The sequence below is a fragment of the Acinetobacter sp. SW-226 genome, from assembly GCF_055632855.1.
In genome coordinates this window covers 3196065-3220498 of the sequence record NZ_CM145752.1, presented here as the reverse complement: position 1 = coordinate 3220498, position 24434 = coordinate 3196065, and the positions used below count along the sequence as shown (strand labels likewise).

Genomic DNA, 24434 nt, shown 5'->3' with positions numbered 1-24434 from the left:
AAACTAGGCATGATCGAGTGTGATAGATCATGCCTTGATCATTTAACGAAGAAGGGTCTTTGAAATCAACTTGTGAATTGGCTTGTTAAACGGCGGAAGAATGAACTTCAAGCTATATAACTTGGGATTCGACATCACTGACCGTTCATGCGACAAACTGAAGAAACCTTCTGGACCATGATATTTCCCCATACCTGATGCACCGACACCACCAAATGGTAAATCGTCCTGTGCGACATGGGTTAAAACCGTGTTTTGTCCGAAATGCCCTGAATGAGTACGCTGTGCAACATAATCTGCACGCGCCTGATCAAAGTCGAAGTAGTATAAAGCAAGTGGACGCGGACGGCTATTAATAAACTCGATAACATCGTCTATTTGATCATATTCCATGATGGGAAGCAGCGGGCCAAAGATCTCTTCTTGCATAATGCGCATTTCAGGCGTGACCCCTGTTAGCAAGGTAGGGGGAACTTTACGTGTCTCTGTGAATATTTCATTGGCTGGATTGATTTCAATCACTTGTGCACCTTGTTCACGGGCATTTTCAAGATAGCCTTGTAAGCGATTGTACTGCCGTGCATTAATAATCGAGGTATAGTCAGGATTATGCAGAATGTCTGGGTACATTTCTTCTACGCATGCTTGGAAGTAATCAATGAACTCTGCGGTTTTACCTTTAGGCAAGAACATATAGTCAGGTGCCACGCAAGTTTGACCTGCATTCCAGAGTTTGCCTGCAGCAATACGTTGCGCAACATCTTTTAAATGAATAGAAGGATGCACTAATACGGGTGACTTACCGCCAAGCTCTAAGATTAGCGGTACCAGATTTTCAGCCGCAGCAGCCATGACCGTTTTACCGACATTGGTTGAACCTGTGAAAATCAGTTTGTCAAAAGCTAAACGACAAAATGCATCGGAGACTGCGCCCCCGCCATTGGTCACTGAAACCAATTCTTGAGGGAAAGCTTCAGAGAGTGCTTTTTCAAGAATACGACCAAAATTAGCCGATGAGCTAGAAATTTTGATCATGGCATGGTTGCCTGCAGCCAAAGCACAAATCAGGGGTCCAATCGAGAGTAATAAAGGATAGTTCCATGGGGTAATAATGCCGATCACCCCTAAAGGTTGATACTGCACCCACGCTTTTGCTGGTTGGTGAATGATTGAAACATGACGTTTCGATGGTTTCATCCATGAGCTCAAATGCTTGCTATAATATTTAATATGCTCAAGGCACGTCAGTAATTCGCCAATTTTAGTCTCGCTGGTTGAACGGTTGCCGTAGTCTTGATTAATTGCCTCTGCAAATTGATCTTGATACTTAACTAAGATACGCTTAAGTCGTGCTAGACGGTCAATACGCTCTTTTGCAGTTGGCAGTGGGTAGCGTAAATAAGCGTACTTTTGCTGTTCAAGCACATCATGCAGATGCTGAATATCATAAGAATGTGGTGTCAATGAAGTTGTTTTTGTTTGACTGTTCATACCGCACTACCATTTCACATTTCAATTTATGTTTAATTTTTAGAGCAATTACTCTAATTAGTCAAGTTACTTTATGTGTTAGTCTTCTAATGCACTGAATGAATGGTTATTTTAGGATGTCCCAAACTAAAACGTTGAAAACCAAAGAACGTATTTTGCAGCTCAGCTTGCAGCTTTTTAACGAGCGTGGAGAACGTTCTGTTACGACTAACCATATTGCTGCTGAATTGAATATGAGTCCAGGCAATTTGTATTATCACTTTCGTAATAAAAGTGAAATTATCAAAGAGTTAATGGAGCAATATCAGGGTGAGACCTTGCAAATGCTTGCACTTCCTGATGACCGAGCATTGGATGCGAATGATAAAATTCGTTATTTTCAGGTGTTAAGTAGCCAATTGTGGGCATATCGCTTTTTACATCGAGATGTCTATCATTTGGTTGAAAATAATGAAGATTTTCGTAAGATGTACCCGCGTTTTGCAGGGCAAGTAATGCAGCAAGGGCAAAAGATTTATCAAGCCTTTGTGGATGCAGGTCTGATGCAAATGACCGCCTCTGAAATTGAAGCCTTGATTATCAATTTATGGATTGTACTGACCAACTGGACTAACTTCCTTTATATGTCAGGGCATATTACTGACTCAAACCATTTAGAAGAAAAGTGGGTCTGGCAGGCGCTACGTCAAATGGTGTTCTTAGAAGGGGCATATTTACGTGGTGAGAGTCGTGAAACCTATGAGCGTTTATTAGATACCATGGGACCTTCGGAGCTGTTTTCGAGTTTGGCCGCATTTAAATCAGATGATAAGCCATAAGGTGTTTTGACAGCCGAGTAAAAAGCGCTAGAATACTCGGCTTGATTTTCATTTTACTGATTTAAACTGACATGAATATGACAACTGCTAACACAGCACGGTTACTGATTACTTGTGAAGATAAGCCAGGGATCGTGCAAGCTGTATCGAGCTTTTTGTATCATCAAGGCGCGAATATTACTGCGCTTGATCAATACGCGACCGAAGCTCAGGGCGGACGTTACTTCATGCGTGTTGAGTTTGAACTAGACAATTTGCAGTCGCGTAAAGAAAGTATCACCCAAACCTTTGCTGCAAATGTTGCAGAGCGTTATGAAATGCAATGGCGTTTGGCGCTAGTGAGTGATGTCAAGAAAGTTGGGATTTTGGTCTCTAAAGTCGACCATGCTTTATTGGAGCTCTTATGGCGACATTCACGCGGTGGTTTACCTTGTGAAATTACCAAAGTGGTTTCTAACCACGAGACTTTACGTGAAGCCGTTGAAAACTTTGGTATTCCATTTGAAGTGGTGCCTGTGACCAAAGACAATAAACGCGAAGCTTATGCAGAAATAGATCAATTAATGCAGGGTAACGATTTATTGGTACTTGCGCGTTATATGCAAATTCTAGATGAAGAGTTTGTGGCAAAGTGGGAAATGAAAGTAATCAATATTCACCATTCCTTCCTTCCTGCTTTTGTGGGGGCAAATCCATATAAGCAAGCACATGAAAAAGGTGTCAAACTGATTGGTGCAACTGCGCACTATGTCACTGCGGATTTGGATCAAGGCCCAATTATCGAACAAGACGTAGAACGTGTAAATCATGACTTTACGGTAGATCAATTACGTGAATTAGGTCAGGATGTTGAACGTAATGTCTTGGCACGCGCAGTGAAATGGCACTTAGAAGACCGTATTATTGTGGATGGTAACAAAACAGTCGTTTTCCAATAAAAATAGATTGCGGACATGATTAGAAAAGGCATACATTAAGTATGCCTTTTTTGCTTTTGTTTTATTCGAAAAAACCATAAAAAGTGATAAATTAATAGTTGCAAATGAAAACACTTCTCATTTATCATTGCGCTACTTTATTGTACTAACCGATAAGCATGATAGTGGAAACCGACAATGTCTCTGCTAAGCTTAAATTAGGTAACAGATTTTAATGAGTTCAACAGTTACTTCTCCTATGCAAACACCTAACCCCATGAAAAAGAAAGTTGTTGCTGCTTTGGTTGCGGTTGTGGTGGGGCATATGGGTGTATTGTGGGCGGTGAGCCACATGAAAGCTCCTGAACTCAGACCCATCGAAAAAGAACCCATGAAGGTTCGTTTCGTTAAAATTCAAGAACCACCAAAACCGCTACCGCCTAAGCCGAAGGAAGAACCTAAAAAGGAACCGACTAAGCCGAAGGAAGTGAAGATTGTGGAAAAACCACAACCGACTCCACCGAAAAAGGTAGAAAAGGTTCAACAAGTTAAAAAGGCGGAAGTAGTCAAGCCTGTTGTTAAACCAACAGAGACTCCTATTAAGCCGACAGTTACCACGACCATTTCAGAGAAAAAAGTCGAAAAACCTGTCGTACAACCAGAACAAGCGAAACCTGTCACGCAAGCTGAACCTGCTGATACTTCACCTAAGTCGGTGTCGATTGGTGGTTCAGGTGTGCAATGGAGCCGCTCTCCAAAACCAGTTTATAGTAATCAAGATTTACAAGGTGAAAACCGTCAAGTAGTCGTACAGATTGAAGCAAATGAGAAAGGGGTCATTGTAAGTGCCCGCATTACGCGTTCAAGTGGCGTTCCTGCTTTAGATGAAAAGATTTTAAGAGCTGTCAAAGGCGCTAAGTTTAAACCTTATAAAGAGAATGGTGTGGCTTACCCAATTCGGGCCGTACAACCATTTGATTTAGAATTGAATACAAAACGCTAACTTTATCAGGAGTTCGAGTATGAACTTTTCAGTTTATTGGCAACATGCTGATGCAGTCAGTAAAACACTGTATTTCATCTTGTTGGCAATGTCGATTGCAACGTGGACCATTTTTGTTTTACGTATTATGGGTACACGTCAATTGAAACAACAAGCTTATGCTCAACTTTCACAGGCTTTAGCTAAGTTAAAATCAAAGATTGCTACACTAAACTTTGATCAACGCAAAGCTGTTGCTGAACAAGCTTTGCTTCGTCAGATTTCTGCAGAAAAAGCAAATGCTGAGAAAGGGGTTTCTATTTTAGGAACTATCGCATCACTTGCGCCTTTCGTTGGTTTGTTCGGGACCGTATGGGGGATTTTCCATGCCCTTGTTGCAGTCGGTAAAAGCGGTCAAGCAGGCTTAGCACAAGTGGCAACACCTGTGGGCGAAGCACTGATTATGACGGGCTTAGGTTTGGCTGTTGCGATTCCTGCTGTATTAGCGTACAACATCTGCGCACGTGTGAACCGTACCTTAGCACATGAACTTCAAGATCAAGCTCATGGTTTGTTGATTGACACTATGTTGCAGCAAGATTCAGCACCAGCAAGTGCTGAGGCGAAAACAACTCAATCAGGTTTAGTTGGAGGTCAAGCTTAATGGCTTTTCAATTGGGTGACGATAACGATGCTGGCATGAATGAGATGAACCTCATTCCGCTGATCGACATTATGTTGGTATTGATGATCATCTTTTTGGTGACAGCGACCGTTGCCAACCCATCAATTCCATTAACTTTACCAAAAACGACAGCGGATATTATCGACCCGCCGCCTAAAGCGATTACTGTTAGTATTAATGCGAAGGGCGAAGTGGCTTGGGATAATCAAGTGATTAGCTTGGAAGAGCTGCAAACTCGCTTTAATGAAGCGGGTGCGTTAGAAACCAAGCCAACAGTTCAACTTCGTGCAGATAAAGAATCTCGTTACGATATGGTCGCGCAAGTGATGTCTCGTGCAAGTGAGGCTGGACTGGCAGATATTGCTTTTGTTAGCGATAACTAAAAATGTAGATGATAAAAAAAGCGACTCTTGAGGTCGCTTTTTTTATGGTCAGTTATTGAGTTATTTGCTGTCTTTCAATAAAGCCTGAAACTTAGAACGGAGTTTCATGAGTTTTGGGGGGATAGCAAAGTTGCAATAACCTTGGGATGGATTCCGCGCATAAAAATTCTGATGATAATCCTCTGCGGCATAGAAGGTTGGTACTGGGCTGAGTTCCGTTACAATATCGAGACCTTCAGCTTTTAAGTCAGCAATCGCCTGTTCCGCTACAGCACGTTGAACATCGTCAAAATAATAAATGACAGAACGGTATTGTGTTCCAATATCGTTACCTTGACGGTTAAGTGTTGTTGGGTCATGGGTGGCAAAAAACACATCGAGCAATTGCGCATAGCTGATTTGCATTTCATCAAAGTCAATCAAAATGACTTCTGCATGATTGGTATCGCCACGACAAATGTCTTCATAGGTTGGGTTATTGGTATGTCCACCTGCATAACCACTGGTCACTTTATGTATGCCTTGAAGCTCTAAATACACAGCTTCTACACACCAAAAACATCCACCGCCAAAAAGTGCCTGTTGCATTTTAAAATCCTAATTGTGTTTATATCTGTTGATATCAGGGCAGATTGGTTCACTACAATGTTGTTCGTTACGGATTAAAAAAGCCTGTGTTTACAGGCTTTTCTTAGCAACGATTTAACGTGGTTGAATCGCTGAACCAAACTGTAGCAACAAGTTGCCATGTCGATCGAGTAGTTTCAGCGTCTTGCCAAACACTTGGTAATGAGTCACTTTTGCAAGTGCCTCCTGAAATTGTTGTGGAACTGTACTGTTGTTTAAACAAGCCATACGTGTAGTTGCGAGTTGGCTCAAGGTGAGCGTATCGCGTCCTACGGTATAGCTACCCATAATACGATTACAGCCATCTGCTCCGCTGATGCGGTTATCTGCTGAAAATTGAAGGCTTGGGATGTTACGTTCATTTGGCGCTGTTTTAATTTCAGTATTGCCAATCTGTGTCAAAATCCAAGCCCTTTGCTGGAGTTGTTGAATATTGGCTATTTCAATGGTATCGGATGGGGCAGGTGTAGTTTGGCAGCCAGACATAATTAAGCTACTCGCTAAAAGACTGCTTGCAATCAGTTTTTTTAACATGGGTCAGACTCTTATTGTGATGTATGCTGAGAACTATCAAAGCAAATTTTGTTTTGAATTGCTAGTTTTAACTTGATGACTTTTGGTTGTATCTATTTACCTGTTTGGTCTACAGGTAAACCTTGGCGGATCAGTTGAGAGTACTGTGAACTGGTTAAAGGTGTATGACTGTTTACACGTGGATTAATATGGGCTTTTTGATACCACGTTTTCATATCCCATTGTGGGCTGATCGCCCCTAAATCATATAGATAATTCGGTAAATAGCCCGAGGCTAAAATACGATAGTCTGTTGGCCATTGCTCTTGGGAAATGGCTTGAACCATATCAAACACCAAGGTTGTGCAATTACTGGTGAGGGTGTTATACCATTTAGGATGTTCGGCTAACTCATCCGCCTTACGTAAATACTCGGCGAACAGTGCTTTGCTTTCAGACTGTCCAAGGCGAATGGGAAAGAAATAAACCTGTTCATGACGAATATTACTGCGGGTATACACAATATCATGTTCGTCTGAGGCGATTAAACTCAACTCATATTTTCTAAAAAAACCACCGATGGCTGAAAATTCTTCATTTTTTTCTTTACGAATTTCAATAGAAAATGTGAGTGGTGCAGTATTGGCAAAGTCAAAACTGACGAGAGTATGCGCGATTTGCGGTCCCATCCAGTAGGAGGTGATGATGTTGACACCTGTAATTTGATTCAAATCAAAACTACGTGTATCCCACTGTTCAGTATATGAGCCATCTGAATGCCAAGTGAAATTACGAACATTGTGTAAGGTGACAAGGTCGCCTTGTTTTTCATAGGACAAAATTTTAGCGACTTCTGGGTTCCAGTCACGATCTTGGCGGGCCTCTAAACCAAAATACCAAGATAAGCTCAGTAAAAAACTAAGAATATAAATAACAATATCGCGGCGGCGGCCAAAAAAGTTGTGACTAATGTAGATGCCTAATACGCTGAGTGCAAAAGCAATCCATGTTCCAATCAAAATACGACTAATGAGCCAGCCGAAAGGCTCTTGAATCCAAAGTGCAAAACATAGCCAAATAGAACTGAGCAAAACAAAAATACTAAACAGGGTGTGAATTAATCCAAAACCTAGCGTTCGCCAAAATTCTTTATTTGTCATGTTCTGCATCATGTTTTAGCAAGAAGAATATGCTTTATTTTTGATAGGTTGCGAACTCAAATGCAATCCCTGTTTTGTCATCAATATGTTGTTCTGACGCGACTTTTTTAAATGTTGACGGAATGGTAGGATAGTACGCATCACCTTGCACATTGAGCTCAACATGCGTGAGTTCTAAACGATCAGCAATGTCGATGGTTTGTTTAAAAATTTCACCACCTCCAATGATGTAAAGGCTATTCGGCTTTTCTGATGCTTGAACATCCGCAACAGCTTGTGTTAAAGCCTCTTCGATACTATATGCCACTTTGGTTCCTTCAAATGACCAAGTGCTGTCGCGAGTAATCACCCAATTGACACGTTTAGGTAAAACACGCCCCATAGACTCCAGTGTTTTACGTCCCATGATGACGACACCACCTTGCGTAATTTCTTTGAAGTGTTTGAGGTCAGCGGAAATGTGCCAAGGCAGGTCATTGCCTTTACCAATGCAACGCTGTTGATCCATGGCAACGACATGTACAACTTCTAAGTTTTGAAAGGCCATAAGGTGCTCGAATGTGAAGTTTTATTATTTATTTTTCCTCAAGCAGAGGAAGAATATCTCTTTATAAATGCGAATCTCGCTGATTGAGCGAGATTCAATGAGTCTGTTTAAACAGCAACAGGAGCTTTAATCCCTGGGTGCGACTCATAACCAACGATTTCAATATCTTCAAACTTGAAGTCGAAAATATCTTTAACTTCTGGATTGAGTTGCAGTTGGCACAGTCCTAAAGGGTCACGGCTTAACTGAAGCTTCGCTTGCTCAAAATGGTTGGTATACAAATGCGTATCACCACCCGTCCAGACAAAGTCACCAACCTCTAAACCACAGACTTGCGCGATCATGTGGGTAAGGAGCGCATAACTGGCAATATTAAAAGGCACACCTAAAAATACATCTGCACTGCGCTGATAGAGCTGACAAGACAGTTTGCCGTTATGGACAAAAAACTGGAAGAGGGTATGGCACGGAGGAAGAGCAACTTGCCCTGCTTCTTGTGGATTCCAACCCGATACAATCAAACGGCGTGAATTGGGATTGGTCTTAATTTCATTCACTAACCAAGTAATTTGGTCAAAACCATCTTGTTCATATAGACCATCGGCTTTTTTCGTTGCGCCGAAGTTACGCCATTGATGACCATAGACAGGCCCTAATTCGCCTTCTGGGCGACCGAAACGTGCAGTTTGTTCTGCGGTAGACCATTCATCCCAAATAGAAACTTTATGGTCTTTTAAATACTGAACATTGGTATCCCCTTTTAAAAACCACAACAGTTCAATTACGATCGAACGAAAGTGCACTTTTTTAGTGGTTAATAAAGGAAAGCCTTTAGAAAGATCAAAGCGCATTTGATGACCAAAGACAGACCGCGTTCCCGTACCAGTACGGTCGCCTTTGTCGCCACCGTTGTCGAGGATGTGTTGTAAAAGGTCCAAATATTGACGCATATTTCTCTCATATTTTTGGGTAATCACTTATGCGCATTCTAGCTGTTTTTTACTGAGGATGGAACTTCGCGGGATTTGAGCTTAGTGCGATTATTTGCTGTTTTGGCATGCTTCACTTTTTGCCATTAAAAAGGATTCTGATGCTTCAATGTGAGGTTTTCTTCAGGGTTGAAACCAAAGAATATAGCTATTTTTGTGCCGCAAGACGTACTCATTTGGATCTATATAGAGTTCAATATGCAGGAAATTTGAGCGAAAAATGATAGCCCACAGGAGACTTTTAACTGATAGATTGTTTGATAATTAATTTTTTAAATGAATCTTTATTTCAAAAAATACAGTGAAAATAGAACTTTAGAAAAGTGGCTTGGTTCTTTGAAAAAAAATATTACATTTAGAACATGAAAGTTCAATGCTGAGCGGTTAGTATTTCCAACTCGAAAAGATGTAAGACCCTGATGATTGGGAGGAGTGTTGGTTTTAGTATGCCTTATGATCAAAACGTGAATATGAACGAAGTCTATGCGCCTGCGCAAACCAATATCATAATACGTTCCCAGTCAGAGAGAAACGTTACAGCTTCTGAAATCCTGACCTCGAAGAAGGCAAGAGAAAGAGCAATCAATAGTAATCAACGCGTAGATATTGAAAAATTTACGGGGTTTCTAAAAAATATTACTCGTCAAACCAGTACTCAGAAATGTGCGAAAAGCATTCGCTTAGGTCTAGAGTCTGCGGGTGCTCAGTTTAAAAATCATCCTGTTGCTGCGGCGGATTGGGGGAGAACCTTAACCAGTATTGGCTACCGCAAAATCAACCTGTCTTTTGATCAGCCTAAAAAAGGCGATATCTATATTATTGACCGGACTGCAAAAAATCGTTATGGACATATTGCCGCTTATTCAGGTAATGGCTGGGTTTCAGACTTTAAACAAAGTGGTTATGCAGTTTACCGTAATCAGAATGTGAACTATAGCTACTATCGAATGGATTAAAGGATATAAATATCCCTCCAATATTCTGCTTAAAATCTTCTTTCGCGTTGTGCATAGATTGACACTAAAAATAAACCAATTCCGCTAAAGCCGATACACTGGAAGCGCAAGCACGATTTTATGCTGATGAGGTAAATAGCCGATTAAGCAAATCAGTGCAATGACGGGAAAGAATGTCACTAAGCGTGAAAAACCTTCACGATAAGGGTGATCTGGTACCATTCTCAATGGGATAAGGCGTAACAGATGCGTTGTAATACCAATCACTAGACTCAAACCAATAAAAATCGTGCCAAGCTGCTGAACTTGTGCTGCCATAAAAATCATCACACAAGTTGCAATAGACACGATCAGTTTAATTTGACGGGTACAGCGTTCAGAATACCAAAAATTCAACATGGTTTATTTGGACTCAGATGCAGTGTTGTTATGCAAAAGAGATAAGGGTGAGAATAAGCAAATACCTAATGCCATAAAGCCCACACCTTGTGCACCAGGAATAAGGAGCTCGCCATCTTTAATATTCATAAAAATCAATGCTAAGAGTAGAGCAATCGGAATCCATGTGAGTAAGCGATATAAAAAACCTGTAGGATTTTTCCCTGCAAAATGAATTTTACAATAACGACAAATCAGAAAAATAATCCCTGTGCCCAAGAACATCAAGACTGCATCAAGACGCAATGGTTCCATCCAATACAATAGGCCTGTTACGATCGCAATCGCGACAAAAATAAATAATTTTTTTAGAACAGAAATCGAGGGATTAAACCAAAATTCAAGCATGGGGATGATGTATTTTAAACTGAGATAAGCACCACTTTAGCATAATTTAGCCATAAAAAAGGGGGCGATGATGCCCCCAATATTGAATCATAGCGGTTAATTAACCATTGTTTTTTTGTGGACCCCAATCATAGATTTTCTTTTGGTAGGCATACCACATCATCCAGATTCCGACCAAGATCATTGGTAGGCTAAGGAACTGACCTTTACTCATCCATGCGATGAACAGTTGGCCATTGTCTGGTTCCCGGAAGAATTCGACGATGAAACGCGCTATACCATAACCAATCAGGAAGAGGGCAGACACAGCCATACGTGGACGTGGTTTTGAGCTGAACCACCACAAGACGATGAACAGCAGTAAGCCTTCAAAAAAGGCTTGATAGAGTTGAGAGGGGTGACGAACCAGTTGTAATGGGTCGGTTGGAAAGATCATGCCGAGCGCAAAGTTCGGGTCGCTTACAGGGCGTCCATAGAGTTCCCCACCAATAAAGTTACCAAAGCGTCCAAACATAAGACCTGTAGGTACACAGGGAGCAATGAAGTCGAGGGTTTGGAACCATGTCATGGCGTACTTCTTACACCAGAACAGCATGGCAAGCATTACACCTAAGAAGCCGCCATGGAAACTCATGCCGCCTGTCCAGACTTGGAATAGCCAAATCGGATTGGCAAGGAACTGCTCAAAACCATAAAAGAGGACGTAACCGACACGACCACCAATCACTACACCGAGAGCACCGTAAAAAATCAGATCAGAGACCATATCGGGTGTCCAGCCACGCTCTTTAGCGCGATAGCTTGCCAGTCCCCAAGCAAACAAAAAGGCCAATAAATACATCAGTCCGTACCAATGGACTTGTAAAGGGCCAAGTGCTATTGCGACGGGGTCAATATTTGGATAGGTCAGCATGCATATTCCTAGTCATTATGTTTTGAACAGATTTTAGCTGAAAGAGATGAAAAATGTTGTACATTCAATGTGTAAAGATGATGAGTATCGTTTATGTGCATTGTGGCAATTGCATGGCAGGTCTTGGATGATCTGCCATTGTGTTTGATTTCAAATCGAGATGAGTTCTATCAGCGTCCTTCGAGTCCTTTAAAACAGTGGGAAAATAGTCCGATTATTGCAGGGCAAGATTTGCAGTCTGGTGGTACGTGGATGGGTATTACACCCACAGGGCGCTGGGCGGTTTTGACTAACTTTCGTGATGGTCGTGATCAAACCAGTTATCCCACATCTCGTGGGCATTTGATTCAATCTTTTTTAGAGTCGGAACAAACGCCAATTCGTTTTGCACAAGACTTAGAGAAACAACAATGTGACTATGCGGGCTTTAACTTGTTTATGGGGGATCGTCATCAAGCTGTTTATATGAGTAATCGTGGTGAGGCACCACAGATTTTGCCTAAAGGCGTATATGTAGTGTCAAATGGTTTAATGACCGAACATTGGGAGAAGACCAAACATTTACGCAAACGCTTTACTCAAGAGTTTTTACCAATGTTGCAACAAAGTCATATTTTACAAAGTGATGTGGAGATGGCTGCATGGGATATTTTGGAAGATGAGCGTAAGCTTATCCCCGACTTGTTACCACAAACGGGGATTAGTCAGGACATGGAGGAGTTATTGTCTTCGACTTTTATTCAAAGCCCAATTTATGGCACACGTTGCTCTAACTTCCTGCGCATGACTCATGAACATTGCTCTTGGCTAGAAAAGCAGCAACAGGGCGAGTTGAAAGGGTTTATTACTGAGCAGAGGGTAGTCGTTAAGACTTAAAAAATGCCGACTCGTTGTCGGCATTTTTTTAAGGTCGGTTTTAAGAGGCTTTGGTTTCAGTCTTTTTCTTTTCAATAGATGGCATCAAGTCTGCTGTTAAATAACCCACACTTGCACTATAGCCATTATTGTAATTGGCTAAGGTTGCGGCTTTCAAATCTGCTGATAAGCTCTTCATATCACCCGCATGCTGGAAATTGCTCATGATATAAGTCCAACCATTCACAGAGTCTACCGCATGTAAACCAGTTGACTCTGCACCAGCAGGGGTCGAGAGTAAACGTACAGGATCTGCTTTGGTATCAACGTTATATGCCCATAGGAAGTTATTTGGGTGGTTCCCACTGTCTTCACCAATGAACAACGTACGTAGCGTTTCAGAGAACTTTAAGTTGTCAGGGCTTGCGATTTTATCTGGATTTGCAGTGTTGCCTAAACTATCTACTGTGATGTCTTCACCCATCAATAACATTTTAGATTGATGTGGAACCCACTCACTGTCGATTGGTTGACCATCGGTTGTGTTCTGTCCTGCTGTTAAATCATGTGCCAGCACGCCACCTGCGGTGATTTTTTTCGTAAATGAAACATTGTGCGCAGCAACCCATGCCGCATTGTCTTTGATCATTGAATCTTGAATGTTGGCTAAAGCAGAATATGCCACTTTATCCTTAATGTTGATGGTGGTGCCTTCCATTTTGGTGAAGGCCATACTGCCACCTTTGAGTGCTGCATAACGGTGGGTTTCAAGGAAGGCTGCTGCTTTTTCCATACCCGGTTTTACTTTTACCCAAAGTTTCTTCTTGGCTAAAATAATTTCGGTGTATGACGTGTCATTTGGATTGGTGGTTAAACTTTCCATAATATCGCTAGGTTGAATATTGTTAACATTCACCATGTTTTCAATTTCTTGACTGGTTGCATGACCAAGTTCAATCCATTTGATTTGACCTGTGCTACTCTCTGTCAGTTCAGATACATATTGAGCGACATAAAGCTTACCAGCCGACAAATCTTTTGCGACATCGGCAATGAACATAAAGAAACCGCCATTGGTGTAGTCATCGCCCATAATCACGGTACGGTTATCCGGCATAACATGTACAAGCTCATGCGAGATACGCCCCATGCAGAAGTGTTTTACAATGCTACCGCTACCGTCTTTGTTGACAATCACCTCAGGTAAATGACCATAGTTATATGGTTTAGCGACTGTTTCATCCCCAAAGAAGTTTTTGCTGATCCCTTTTGGACTTGGCCCGCCAATACCTTGTTCAAATGCATCAGGTTCATATTCTTCGCTCGATAAATGTGTGTTCCACGGCGACAGACTTGCACCACACGTGATCCATAGTCCATGAACTGCCGATGTATCAACATTAAAGTATTTTTTAAGCTCTAAATGGCCTGTCGTTTGGTTTTGGTCTAGCGTTAAAATCGCGATTGGGGAGGGTAAGTTGCCATACTCGCTCACGCCAGCTAAGTTTAGGGATGCATATTCAAATTGCACCACATGGAACACTGGATTGCTTACACCTTCAACCTGAGCACCTTCTAAATGGATCAGTGATGAGCCATCTGGGCAGTCTGAAAAGAATTGGCGTGGTGAGCTTGGAACAGATGTATCCATAATGGCTTCACCTTTGGCATTAAAATAGCCCCCAGCAATGATTTCACCACCGCCCCATTTAGGCACTGTATTACCCGTTTCAAAAAAGCTTTGATAGCCGAGTTGGTACTCTGAACTGGTCGAGTCATCCCAGTCGATTTTGAGTTTTGAGCTGACCGAAGTTTTAGCACGGTCAGCAATTACAATCGGTGCTGCCATTGCTGTAAATGTTGCTGTTTTTAAGTTTGCAGGTTTTGTCACTGGTGGTGTTACATTGGTTTCGTTGTCGCTGTCATTACAACCGCTTAATGCTGCTGCGGTTGTCATTGCCCCAAGCGGTAAAAAAGGAATTCCCGCAAACCATTTTAAAAGATCACGACGACTTGGCTGATTTGTTGTGGCTGTCATAGTAAGTCCATATCAATAATTGTAAGTAAGTTGAGCTAGATTGTAGGAAGCGCAAATGACGTTTTATTTACAGTTTTGGGTCAATTTAAAGACAGAAGTTGATAGGATGATGCTTTAAATTACAAATGAAAAATCCTCCATACAGTGTTGGAGGAAAGGGAAGAGAAATTGATTCTTTTTAAGCTTTAGTGGCTTATAGTTTTTCTTTTTTCTAATAGTTTTCCGAAAAATAAACCAACTTCAAATAATAACCACATTGGTACTGCAAGCATAATCATCGAAAGTGCATCAGGAGGTGTGACAAACATGGCAATGAAAAAGCATCCGACTACGATAAAGCGACGCTTTTCAGCCAAACTTTGAGTGCTAACCACACCAATTAAAATCAGGATGAGGGTAATAATTGGAATTTCAAAAGTGAGTCCAAACACTAAAAAAAGTTTCAGGCAAAAACTGAGATAACTATTGATATCTGTCATCGGTGCAACACTTTCAGGTGAGACACTGATAAAAAAATGTAATATGGCTGGAAGGGTAATGAAATAGGCGAAGGCTACGCCAATATAAAACAGTGCAATACTCCCAACGAGCAAAGGAATGGCCAAAAAACGCTCTTTCTCATAGAGTGCGGGTCGAACAAATGACCAAAGTAAGTAGATGATAACTGGCATAGCCAACATCAGCGCAACAAATAAATTTAATTTAAATGGCGCCATAAATGTTGCTGTGACATCTGTCGCAATCATGGTGGAGTTGACGGGGAGTTGTTGGCGTAATGGCTCTGATAGCAATTGATAGGTTGTATTACGAAATGGCAGTAGGCAAAAAAACAACAACAGGGTAATACCAACAATTTTAAATAGGTACTTACGCAGTACAATTAAGTGCTGCATGACAGGCATTTGTTCTAATTGTTCATCTTGGCCTGTGCTTGAGCCGGGCCTTGTTGACACTTGATTCATACTGCGATCTTCAATTCAGGTTGGATAGGTACATTCGCTGCGTTGGGCATAGGTGTAGCATGTTGTTTAAGATGGTTGATTGAAAATGGGGCTAAAGGAGAAGGGGCTAGCCACTGATATTTATAGGTTATTGCATTTTCAACTTTGACCGTTGGAGCAGATTGACTGAGATGATCAAGCTGCTTTTGTAGACGCTGTTCCAACTCAGTCATGCGTTCAATTTCTTTTTGGATTTCTTGACGAAATTCAGAAAGCTTCAGCTCACGATCGACTTCTGTTTGAACACTATTGATAAAGCGTTTGGCTTTGCCATACCATTTGGCTGCAAAGCGTGCCGCTTCAGGTAGCTTTTCAGGACCTAAAACTAATAATGCAACAACAGCGAAGCATAATAGTTCTGTCATACCGATATTTAGCATGGCAATGCTCGCTTAGCTTTTGATCGTACTTTCTGTACTTTTGACATGAGCATCAATTGTTTTTGGCTCATTTAACTGTGCCTGTTCTGTTTCATCATCTCGAATCGACTTTTTAAAGTCTTTTACAGCACCACCAACGTCTTTACCTAAGTTTTTGAGTTTGGCTGTACCAAAAAGAAGAATCACAACAATTGCAAAAATTAGTACATGCCAAATTGATAATCCCGCCATGGGTCGTTCCTCATCATTTTTCGTTTTCCCTATATCAACAGGCTTGTATGACATGGAGGTGACGGTCATATTTCAGTTTCAAGACAACATGCGATAAAAAAGACATTTAGAAAAGTGAACTTTCACCTATTGGATCGTTATGACTGTGCTAGGATTTAGCCTTTCTCTATATGAAAAAATAACTCAATGGCGCTCATTCTTCCTCTCATTTCATTTCTGATCGGGTACTGGGGAGCCGAAAAGCTAAAATCGTTTCGTGCACTTTTAGCTTCATTATTGGCACGTTTGCTGATTCCTGTTGTCATTATCTACAACATGGTGTTTTACAAAGAGGGAAGTCTGTGGCTGATTGCATTTAGCTTTTTTAGCTCTATTTTTTTCTTTGTTATCTTTTATGCCATGCTTAAAGATAAATTACGTGTACTGTGTTTGAGTTACTTAAATGGCGCATGGTTGGGTTTTCCATTTGCCTTGGCGATATTTGGCCCTGAAGCCAGTAGCACGATTGTCGCTTTGTATATTGGAGGGTCACTTTTTGGTAATATTTGCGCCGTAATTGCAGTGAGTGAAACCAAGCAAGATCCAAAGTTTATTTTAAAAAATGTCCTGCTTTCTCCGCCTGTAGTTGCGCTTTGTGTCGCCGCTCTACTGTCAGTTTGGGATTTAAGTCTGTGGGAACATCATCCAGTGATTCAGTTTCTGTATCAGTTAAATAAAGTTTTGGTGACGTTTTCAGGGATGTGTGTTTTGGGCATGTGGCTCAGTAAAGTCAGGATTCATTGGATCGACTTAAAACAGAGCCTCGTTTTGATTTTTAGTCGGATGTTAATTGCCGTTTTATTGTGTACTGTGGCGTATTTTTGGTTACCCATTCCGCATGTGGTTTTGACTTATGCCATTATGTTGATGTTCTTTTTATTGCCACCAGCGGCAAATATTGTGGCTTTAGAAACATATTATCAAGGTACAGGACATTCTGCGAAATACATTGCATCAGGTACGATTGCCAGTGCGATATTGATTGGTGCTTATGGTTTACTGATCCATGCTTTGATTCCGAGTTTATAAAGAATCCCTCATCCTGATCTTTGAAAAGGAGGAGAGGGATCTATTGTAAAGCTAGATTTTAGTGTTTCAAACTGGCTTTAAACAGTTGCATCGCCTGACCACGATGGCTGATTTTATTTTTTTCTTCTTTGCTCATTTCTGCACTTGAGAGCCCTAAGTTCGGTAACCAAAACAGTGGGTCATAACCAAACCCATTTTCACCGCGAGCAGCTTCGAGTACTTCACCTTTCCAAATGCCTTGGAAAATTTGAGGAAGGGGATCATCGGCATGTTGTACTAAGGCTAAAACGCATACAAACATGCCTTCAATCACTTGATCGTCTTTACGCAATGGCTTGAGTTCAGCCAATAGTTTTTGGTTATTGGCAGCATCATCGCCGTGTTCACCTGCATAACGCGCAGAGTAAATCCCAGGTGCACCACCTAAAACTGGAACACAAATCCCTGAGTCATCTGCAATGGCAGGTTTTCCTGAAATTTTAGAGGCATGGCGTGCTTTAATGATGGCATTTTCAATAAAGCTCAAACCATCTTCAATGGCATCATCAATATTCAATTTACCTTGAGCAATCACTTCGACAGGTAAGTTGAGTTCTGCAAATAATTTTTCAAATTCAGCAATTTTGCCTTTGTTATTGCTTGCGAGGACTAACGTGCCTTGAGATAACCAATCAGTTGATGCCATGTGAAAGATCCGTGCTTTAAAAATTATGCGGTTATTTTAACAAGTCCTACTCATGGATAGGCAATAAAAAAGCACCCGAAGGTGCTGAGTATGGAAATAAAAGCTTATTGGGCTTGAATCCATTTGTCTGCACGGTCACGTGCTTGACGAATTTGATCTTGGGTTAAGTTTGCTGCCAAGGCTGTTTTCTTGCCTTCAGAAAGCGTGATTACTTTATTGTCGAGCATGCCATCACGGGTTGAAAGTTCATACCATTGGTAAGCACCCATGTAATTTTTCTTTTGCTCTTCCATCATGGCTAAGTTAAAGCTTGCGCGGTTATCACCACGGCTGGCTGCTTTTTCAAAGTATTGACGTGCTAAAGATTCATCTTTTTTGGTGCCTAGACCATCTGCAAGCATACGTCCCACATTCAGCTGAGCCGCCGAAAGACCTTGATCAGCAGCAGCTTTATACCAAGCAAAAGCCTGTCGTTCATCTGCAGCAATGTCTTTGCCTTGTTGGTACTTGGTTGCAAGATAGAACTGTGCAGCAGGCTGGCCTGCTTTTGCTGCTTTAATTAAGCTATTGATATCCATAACAGAATATTGTGCAGCTTGACTCGCAACAGACGTGGTTGGGGAAACATAATCTGCATGAGCTTGAATGCTCAAAAGTCCAACCAGTAGCGTCGTGCTTAAGAATAGTTTTTTCATAGAGCGCTCACTCGATAAATTGCGACTTCACCAAACAAATTCGGGAGACGTTTACTGAGTAAACTATCTTGTTGATCCCCATTTACAGCGAGTCGATTAATAATTCTGATGTTATTTTCCGCACAAAGTGCTTCAAAATCACGGAAAGTACATAAGTGGATATTGGGTGTGTTATACCACATGTACGGCAAAGCTTCAGAAACGGGCATCATTCCTTTCAGTGCCAAGAAAGAACGGGTCTTCCAGTGGGCAAAGTTAGGAAATGTAATGATTGCCTGTTTCCCTACGCGCACCATATCACGTAATAAAACATCTGGTGCATCTACCGCTTGCAAGGCTTGTGCCATAACGACATAGTCAAAAGACTGGTCTGCAAAACGGCTTAAACCCAAGTTTAAGTCTTGTTGGATAATATTTAACCCGCGACCGACCGCAATTGCAATCTTTTCTTGATCAATTTCCAGTCCATATGCGCGAATATTGTGCTTTTTGCTCATATGGGCCAGTAATTCACCGTCACCACAGCCCAAATCGAGTACGCTGGAATCAGGTTTGATCCATTTTTCTGCCAGTTGATGATCAATACGCATTACACAGCCCCCTGAGATGTTGCTTGAAGGTGTTCAGAACCGCCCAGAAATGCACGTAATGCTTTTACATACAAAGGAATCGGGAACAGGAATGAGTCATGGCCTTGTTCAGCGTCGATATCTAAATAGCTCACTGGTTTGTGGTTGGTGATCAGCGCATCCACAATTTCTTGTGAGCGTTGCGGGGTAAAACGCCAGTCGGTGGTAAAGGACACCACGAGGAACTGACATTTGGTCTGTGACATGGCTTTAACTAAAGACTGCTCATACTCACGCGCAGGATCAAAATAATCCAAAGCTTTGGTCATAATCAGGTAAGTGTTGGCATCAAAGTTACGGCTAAATTGCTCACCTTGATAACGCAAATAGCTTTCGACTTGGAACTCGACATCGAAACCATACATAAATTTGCCTGACTTTAGGTCACGACCAAATTTCTGCTTCATGGCTTCTTCAGATAAGTAGGTAATATGGCCGACCATACGTGCCAAAATTAGGCCACGTTTTGGATAGCTGTCATTTTCAAGATAGCGACCATCATGGAAGTCTGGATCAGACAAAATTGACTGGCGTGCGACTTCGTTAAAGGCAATATTCTGAGCCGATAATTTCGGCGCACTGGCAATAATCACGCATTTTTGCAAGCGATCAGGATAATCAACCGACCATTGCAAGGCTTGCATACCACCCAATGAACCGCCAATCACCGCGCTCCAGACATGAATGCCCAGATGATCAGATAAAATGGCTTGGGTTTTAACCCAGTCACGGACGGTGACTAAAGGAAAGTCTGGGCCATAAGGGCGGTTGTCATTTTCAGGGTTTGGCGAAGTTGGACCCGTAGAACCATTACAACCGCCAATATTGTTCAGTGCAAGCACGAAAAATTTCGAGGTATCAATCGCTTTACCTGGGCCAATACAAGCATCCCACCAACCCGGTTTTTTATCATCGGCATGATGATAACCCGCGGCGTGATGATGTCCTGATAGCGCATGGCAAATTAAAATCGCATTGGATTTATCTGCATTGAGTTCCCCATAGGTTTCAACCATCAATTCATAACGAGGAAGAATACGACCGCATTCGAGCTCTAACGGCTCTTCAAAAGTAAACTTTTGTGGAGTAACGATACCCACGGAGTCAGCAGGAAAAGACACAGGAATAATACGCCTTAAATCTTTGGGATTAATAAACAAAAGGATACCACTTGAGGGTATCCTTCTAAAGTCATTTTAGTGCTAATTATTATTGCTAATACTTATACCGCAGCAGCAATGACTTGATCTGTGCTTAACACACCTTGATCAATTAAGCGGTTGGTACACGCAATAATCGCTTCAATTGATGAGGTCACAATGTTGTCGTGAATACCCGCACCGAATGCTGATTTGCCTGTGCCTTTGACTTGTAATTCAACCAAAGCCAGTGCTTTTGCATTGGCACCCGAACTAATACCACGCTCTTCATAGCTCAAGACATCAATTGGTAACTGTAAAGCATCTAACATTGCAGAGATCGGGCCGTTGCCTTCACCACGTAATTGCTGCGTTTCACCATTTACTTCAACTTCAAGCTCAACCACTTGCTTACCGTTGTTGTCATATAAACGGTAGTTTTTGGTTGAATAATGTGTATCTTTGGTATTCACATAGGTTTCTTTGAACAATTTCCAAATTTCTTGTGCGGTAATTTCAGTGCCTTCCTCATCGGTACGTTTTTGTACGGTTTGAGAGAATTCAATTTGGATACGACGTGGCAAGACCACGTTGTAATTTGCTTCTAACAAGTAAGCAATACCACCTTTACCTGACTGTGAGTTGACGCGGATTACAGCATCATAGTCGCGACCCAAGTCTTTCGGGTCGATAGGTAAGTACGGCATATCCCAAATTTCTTCGTTCTTTTGGAACTCGAAGCCTTTTTTGATGGCATCTTGGTGTGAACCAGAGAACGCTGTGAAGACCAAGTCACCTGCATAAGGGTGGCGAGGGTGAACAGGCAAGCCTGTACATTCTTCTACCGTTGCAATAATTTCATTAATATTTGAGAAATCTAAGTTTGGTGCAACGCCTTGGGTATACATGTTCAAGGCAATTGCAGCAACATCGACGTTACCTGTGCGTTCGCCATTACCAAACACACAACCTTCGACACGGTCTGCACCGGCCATAATCGCCAATTCTGATGCCGCAATCCCACAGCCGCGGTCGTTGTGACAGTGTACCGAAATGATGACACCATCACGACGTTCAATGTTACGGTGCATCCATTCGACTTGGTCTGCATAAACATTCGGTGTTGAAACTTCAACTGTTGCAGGTAAGTTTAAGATTACTTTATTGCTTGGAGATGCTTCCCAAATTTCCGTGACTGCATCACACACGTTTTTTGCAACGTCTAATTCGGTTGCAGAGAAACACTCTGGACTGTATTGGAATATCCACTCCGTTTCAGGATATTGTGCTGCATATTCTTTAACTTTGGTCGCTGCATTAACTGCTAATTTTTTCGCACCCGCAACATCGACATTTAAGACTTTTTGACGGAAGGTTGGGGCATTTGAATTATAAATATGCACAATCGCACGTTTTGCACCGACTAAAGATTCAAAAGTACGTTGGATCAAATGATCACGTGCTTGAACCAAAACTTCGATATAGACATCGTCTGGAATGTGATTTTCTTCGATCAATTTGCGGGTAAAGTCAAAGTCAATTTGAGATGCAGAAGGGAAACCGATCTCAATGTGTTTGAAACCAATTTTGACCAACATTTGGAACATTTTAAATTTTTGTTCCATATCCATCGGTTCAAAAATTGCTTGGTTACCATCACGTAGGTCAGTACTCATCCAAATAGGCGCTTTTGTAATTTCGTTGTTTGGCCATTGACGGTCTGGCAAGTCAACACGTTGGTACATGCGACGATATTTTTTACTTGGATCAGCTAACATCATGAGGTAACTCCTTACATAGTATGGGTTGCATTTGAGTGGGTAAGAAAAAGCAACCTACTATTTATATAGATTGTGTCTATGTGCTCTATTTACAAGGGAGTCTTCAGGGAGTGCGTAAACATAAATGTTTGATACGACTTAGATTTACCGTGAGTAACCTTGTAAGCTTATATTGAAGAGTTTAATGCAGTTAAGTCGAAAAGATTTTTCTTTTTTTATGGCTTTTAGTCGTATCTGAAAAAATATTTCCCGCTATTGGGCGCTATAGGGGAAATATTTCCGCATATGTTTTCAATGTGTTTGATATTTTTCTATAAATAACGAATTTGATTCATTTCATTCGCTATTTATAGAGGGTTATGAAAACTCTATAACCATATCTGTCTGTATATCTGCAAGAGTTGCAGTGCCCATCAAAGCCATGGTGATTTCAAACTCTTCTTTTAAGATTTTAAGCACGTGGGCAACGCCTAAAGCACCTGCGGTGGCCAGACCATAAATACACGGTCGCCCAACTAAAACTGCGGAAGCACCTAAGGCAATCGCCTTAAATACATCTGAACCGCGACGAATACCGCCATCGTATAAAAGCGGGAAGTCACTAGGTACGGTCTTTTTGATGAGCTGCAAGGCTTTTAATGGGGGAATGCAGGTATCTAAAACGCGACCACCGTGGTTGGAGACAATCAGGCCTTGTACGCCGTGTTGAATAGCCAGTTGCGCATCGAGTGGACTGACGATGCCTTTTAACAGAATGGGTAAATCAGTCTGTTGAACTATCCACGCGATATCTTCCCATGTAGGGGCAATTTTCATTAGGCCATTAAACACGGGATGATCACCTTCTTGCAGTTCAGGTAGCGGAATATGAGCAGGGGTATGTGGGTGTTGCATGCCTTCAGGTAAGTGAAAAAATGCACGACGTTCACGGTCACGAATCCCTGTATGTGGTGAGTCTACAGTGATGACAATGGCGGTGAAATTTTGTCCCTCAGCGAGTTTAAGCAAAGCCAAAGATTTATCGCGGTCACCTTGCCAGTACAGTTGAAACCATTTGTAGGGATTCTCTGATTTAAATGTGCGCATATCGGTATTGGTAAAAGTACTCAAAATCATATTACTGCCGAGTACTTCAGCCGCCAACGCGGTTGCAGCTTCTGCGTCAGGATGAAACTGCTGTTGATGACCAATCGGTGCAACAAAAATAGGATGTGGAAAGCTTTGTCCTAAGATTTCACAGCTCGTATTGCCTTGAGTGAGATCTCTTAACATGCGTGGTATTAGGTGCAGGTTTTGGAATTGAGCGAGGTTATTCTGAACACTGAGCTCATCCATTGAACCACCTTGCAAATAGTGCCAAACCATTTCTGGCAGATGTTTTTCTGCTTGGCGTTCATAGTCTGCAATGGTTTGCAGGGAGGCAGGAATTTGGGTGAGTGGTGCTAAGATTGGTGCAGGGTTCATAAGTCAGCCCATTGACGTAATAAATTATGATAATGGTGAGTGAGATTCAGCACTTCTTCACTGTCCCCGAGCTGTTGGCGTAGTTTTAAGATGGTCATGTCCAAGTTAAATAGCATACTGCGTTGCCAATCATCTTTGACCATACTTTGCATCCACGTAAATGAAGCAATTCGTTTCCCTTGGGTCACGGGTTCAACACGATGTAGACTGGTTGCAGGGTAAATAATCGCATCGCCTGCGTCGAGTTTGACTTCATGGCTACCATAATGATCTTCAATGATTAATTCACCGCCTTCATATTCATGCGGTTCTGACAGAAAAACGGTGATGGAAACATCGGTACGAATTGCTTGTCCTGCATCCGAGCTAAACTGTATTGCACTATCCACGTGGTTGCCGTATGCGCCAAGGGATTGATAGCAATTAAACATCGGGGTTAATACATGTTTTGCCAAAGTTGCAGATCGAATTAAAGTGTTTTGTTGGATGGCTTGTGAAAGTATAGGGTGAAGTGTTTGATAAATTGCACTATGTACATCAATTTGTAAGTTACTTTTAATTTTTTGTGCTTGTGCACCTGCGCTATCCTGTCCTGAAACCCATGCATGGCTATGATCCAGTTGGTGTCGAATTTGCGCTACTTGTTGTTTGGTTAACACAGCTGGAATATGTAGCATCATATCGTTTTAGGCTCCCCTTGG

General features: G+C 41.7%; 27 protein-coding genes and 1 pseudogene. 8 read left to right on the top strand and 20 right to left on the bottom strand.

Features of this window, described 5'->3' with window-relative positions; all coding sequences use genetic code 11:
- Window positions 1-42: 42 nt before the first annotated feature.
- A complete protein-coding gene (locus ACZ8ZH_RS15255; RefSeq protein ID WP_086209967.1) occupies window positions 43-1491 on the bottom strand; it encodes a coniferyl aldehyde dehydrogenase in 1449 nt (482 codons plus the stop codon).
- 116 nt (window positions 1492-1607) lie between these two features.
- Between ACZ8ZH_RS15255 and ACZ8ZH_RS15250 the strand changes: the two genes are divergently transcribed.
- The 5 genes from ACZ8ZH_RS15250 (at window position 1608) to ACZ8ZH_RS15230 (ending at window position 5276) form a co-directional block, all read left to right on the top strand.
- On the top strand, window positions 1608-2309 hold the full coding sequence (locus tag ACZ8ZH_RS15250; RefSeq protein WP_086209966.1) for a TetR/AcrR family transcriptional regulator: 702 nt from the start codon (window positions 1608-1610) through the stop codon (window positions 2307-2309).
- 71 nt (window positions 2310-2380) lie between these two features.
- On the top strand, window positions 2381-3247 hold the full coding sequence (purU, locus tag ACZ8ZH_RS15245; protein ID WP_086209965.1) for a formyltetrahydrofolate deformylase: 867 nt from the start codon (window positions 2381-2383) through the stop codon (window positions 3245-3247).
- Window positions 3248-3461: 214 nt separating this feature from the next.
- Window positions 3462-4229 (top strand): energy transducer TonB family protein, encoded by a 768-nt coding sequence (locus ACZ8ZH_RS15240; RefSeq protein WP_086209964.1) that lies wholly within the window; start codon window positions 3462-3464, stop codon window positions 4227-4229.
- A 19-nt stretch (window positions 4230-4248) separates the two neighbouring features.
- Entirely contained in the window at window positions 4249-4872 is a 624-nt protein-coding gene (locus ACZ8ZH_RS15235; RefSeq protein ID WP_086209963.1) for a MotA/TolQ/ExbB proton channel family protein, read from the top strand.
- Entirely contained in the window at window positions 4872-5276 is a 405-nt protein-coding gene (locus ACZ8ZH_RS15230; RefSeq protein WP_086209962.1) for an ExbD/TolR family protein, read from the top strand. Before ACZ8ZH_RS15235 ends, ACZ8ZH_RS15230 begins: the two co-directional genes overlap by 1 nt.
- A gap of 60 nt (window positions 5277-5336) precedes the next feature.
- Here the strand turns inward: ACZ8ZH_RS15230 and msrA are convergent, their stop codons facing one another.
- From msrA to thyA, 5 genes are all read right to left on the bottom strand, one after another.
- Window positions 5337-5864 carry a peptide-methionine (S)-S-oxide reductase MsrA gene (gene msrA, locus ACZ8ZH_RS15225; RefSeq protein ID WP_086209961.1) on the bottom strand — a complete coding sequence of 176 codons (528 nt, stop codon included), beginning with the start codon at window positions 5862-5864 and terminating at the stop codon, window positions 5337-5339.
- A 114-nt stretch (window positions 5865-5978) separates the two neighbouring features.
- Window positions 5979-6437 carry an META domain-containing protein gene (locus tag ACZ8ZH_RS15220; RefSeq protein ID WP_086209960.1) on the bottom strand — a complete coding sequence of 153 codons (459 nt, stop codon included), beginning with the start codon at window positions 6435-6437 and terminating at the stop codon, window positions 5979-5981.
- A 92-nt stretch (window positions 6438-6529) separates the two neighbouring features.
- Window positions 6530-7585 (bottom strand): Lnb N-terminal periplasmic domain-containing protein, encoded by a 1056-nt coding sequence (locus ACZ8ZH_RS15215; protein ID WP_395579373.1) that lies wholly within the window; start codon window positions 7583-7585, stop codon window positions 6530-6532.
- Between the two features lie 25 nt (window positions 7586-7610).
- Window positions 7611-8123: a dihydrofolate reductase gene (locus tag ACZ8ZH_RS15210; protein ID WP_086209958.1), complete on the bottom strand. Its 513-nt coding sequence runs from the start codon at window positions 8121-8123 to the stop codon at window positions 7611-7613.
- A gap of 107 nt (window positions 8124-8230) precedes the next feature.
- Window positions 8231-9073: a thymidylate synthase gene (thyA, locus tag ACZ8ZH_RS15205; RefSeq protein WP_086209957.1), complete on the bottom strand. Its 843-nt coding sequence runs from the start codon at window positions 9071-9073 to the stop codon at window positions 8231-8233.
- Between the two features lie 485 nt (window positions 9074-9558).
- Between thyA and ACZ8ZH_RS15200 the strand changes: the two genes are divergently transcribed.
- Window positions 9559-10068, top strand: coding sequence for a CHAP domain-containing protein (locus ACZ8ZH_RS15200; RefSeq protein ID WP_086209956.1), 510 nt, complete (start codon window positions 9559-9561; stop codon window positions 10066-10068).
- A 29-nt stretch (window positions 10069-10097) separates the two neighbouring features.
- On the opposite strand, the pseudogene ACZ8ZH_RS15195 reads toward ACZ8ZH_RS15200, so the two are convergent.
- The 3 genes and pseudogenes from ACZ8ZH_RS15195 to lgt all read right to left on the bottom strand — a co-directional run bounded on the left by ACZ8ZH_RS15195 (window position 10098) and on the right by lgt (window position 11767).
- Window positions 10098-10467: pseudogene (locus ACZ8ZH_RS15195) on the bottom strand (hypothetical protein).
- 3 nt (window positions 10468-10470) lie between these two features.
- Window positions 10471-10854, bottom strand: coding sequence for a hypothetical protein (locus ACZ8ZH_RS15190; RefSeq protein ID WP_086209954.1), 384 nt, complete (start codon window positions 10852-10854; stop codon window positions 10471-10473).
- Between the two features lie 100 nt (window positions 10855-10954).
- On the bottom strand, window positions 10955-11767 hold the full coding sequence (lgt, locus tag ACZ8ZH_RS15185) for a prolipoprotein diacylglyceryl transferase (RefSeq protein WP_110974991.1): 813 nt from the start codon (window positions 11765-11767) through the stop codon (window positions 10955-10957).
- A gap of 93 nt (window positions 11768-11860) precedes the next feature.
- Here lgt and ACZ8ZH_RS15180 point away from each other — a divergent pair, with 93 nt between their 5' ends.
- Window positions 11861-12643, top strand: a complete 783-nt coding sequence (locus ACZ8ZH_RS15180) for an NRDE family protein (protein WP_119064607.1) — start codon at window positions 11861-11863, stop codon at window positions 12641-12643.
- A gap of 40 nt (window positions 12644-12683) precedes the next feature.
- Here ACZ8ZH_RS15180 and ACZ8ZH_RS15175 read toward each other — a convergent pair whose 3' ends face one another.
- The 4 genes from ACZ8ZH_RS15175 to tatA all read right to left on the bottom strand — a co-directional run bounded on the left by ACZ8ZH_RS15175 (window position 12684) and on the right by tatA (window position 16272).
- Window positions 12684-14660, bottom strand: a complete 1977-nt coding sequence (locus tag ACZ8ZH_RS15175) for a PhoX family protein (protein WP_119064605.1) — start codon at window positions 14658-14660, stop codon at window positions 12684-12686.
- Between the two features lie 185 nt (window positions 14661-14845).
- Window positions 14846-15622 carry a twin-arginine translocase subunit TatC gene (gene tatC, locus ACZ8ZH_RS15170; protein ID WP_119064603.1) on the bottom strand — a complete coding sequence of 259 codons (777 nt, stop codon included), beginning with the start codon at window positions 15620-15622 and terminating at the stop codon, window positions 14846-14848.
- Window positions 15619-16041, bottom strand: a complete 423-nt coding sequence (gene tatB, locus ACZ8ZH_RS15165) for a Sec-independent protein translocase protein TatB (protein WP_119064601.1) — start codon at window positions 16039-16041, stop codon at window positions 15619-15621. The genes tatC and tatB overlap by 4 nt, the downstream gene beginning before the upstream one ends.
- A gap of 12 nt (window positions 16042-16053) precedes the next feature.
- On the bottom strand, window positions 16054-16272 hold the full coding sequence (gene tatA / locus ACZ8ZH_RS15160) for a Sec-independent protein translocase subunit TatA (protein ID WP_086210022.1): 219 nt from the start codon (window positions 16270-16272) through the stop codon (window positions 16054-16056).
- A 186-nt stretch (window positions 16273-16458) separates the two neighbouring features.
- On the opposite strand from tatA, the gene ACZ8ZH_RS15155 reads away from it, so the two are divergent.
- Window positions 16459-17340 carry an AEC family transporter gene (locus ACZ8ZH_RS15155; RefSeq protein ID WP_086209948.1) on the top strand — a complete coding sequence of 294 codons (882 nt, stop codon included), beginning with the start codon at window positions 16459-16461 and terminating at the stop codon, window positions 17338-17340.
- Between the two features lie 58 nt (window positions 17341-17398).
- Here the strand turns inward: ACZ8ZH_RS15155 and rdgB are convergent, their stop codons facing one another.
- The 7 genes from rdgB to ACZ8ZH_RS15120 form a co-directional block, all read right to left on the bottom strand.
- Window positions 17399-18025 carry an RdgB/HAM1 family non-canonical purine NTP pyrophosphatase gene (gene rdgB / locus ACZ8ZH_RS15150; protein ID WP_119064599.1) on the bottom strand — a complete coding sequence of 209 codons (627 nt, stop codon included), beginning with the start codon at window positions 18023-18025 and terminating at the stop codon, window positions 17399-17401.
- 104 nt (window positions 18026-18129) lie between these two features.
- The gene (locus ACZ8ZH_RS15145) at window positions 18130-18720 is read right to left on the bottom strand and encodes a tetratricopeptide repeat protein (RefSeq protein ID WP_086209946.1); all 591 of its coding nucleotides are present in this window, start codon (window positions 18718-18720) and stop codon (window positions 18130-18132) included.
- Complete coding sequence (gene metW / locus ACZ8ZH_RS15140; protein WP_004979039.1) at window positions 18717-19310, bottom strand: methionine biosynthesis protein MetW; 594 nt, start codon at window positions 19308-19310, stop codon at window positions 18717-18719. Before metW ends, ACZ8ZH_RS15145 begins: the two co-directional genes overlap by 4 nt.
- Complete coding sequence (gene metX / locus ACZ8ZH_RS15135; RefSeq protein ID WP_086210021.1) at window positions 19310-20470, bottom strand: homoserine O-succinyltransferase MetX; 1161 nt, start codon at window positions 20468-20470, stop codon at window positions 19310-19312. The genes metW and metX overlap by 1 nt, the downstream gene beginning before the upstream one ends.
- A gap of 101 nt (window positions 20471-20571) precedes the next feature.
- Entirely contained in the window at window positions 20572-22269 is a 1698-nt protein-coding gene (gene leuA / locus ACZ8ZH_RS15130) for a 2-isopropylmalate synthase (RefSeq protein ID WP_119064597.1), read from the bottom strand.
- Window positions 22270-22626: 357 nt separating this feature from the next.
- On the bottom strand, window positions 22627-23733 hold the full coding sequence (locus ACZ8ZH_RS15125; protein ID WP_119064595.1) for an alpha-hydroxy acid oxidase: 1107 nt from the start codon (window positions 23731-23733) through the stop codon (window positions 22627-22629).
- Window positions 23730-24413, bottom strand: coding sequence for a Fe2+-dependent dioxygenase (locus ACZ8ZH_RS15120; protein ID WP_086209943.1), 684 nt, complete (start codon window positions 24411-24413; stop codon window positions 23730-23732). The genes ACZ8ZH_RS15125 and ACZ8ZH_RS15120 overlap by 4 nt, the downstream gene beginning before the upstream one ends.
- Between the last annotated feature and the right edge of the window lie 21 nt (window positions 24414-24434).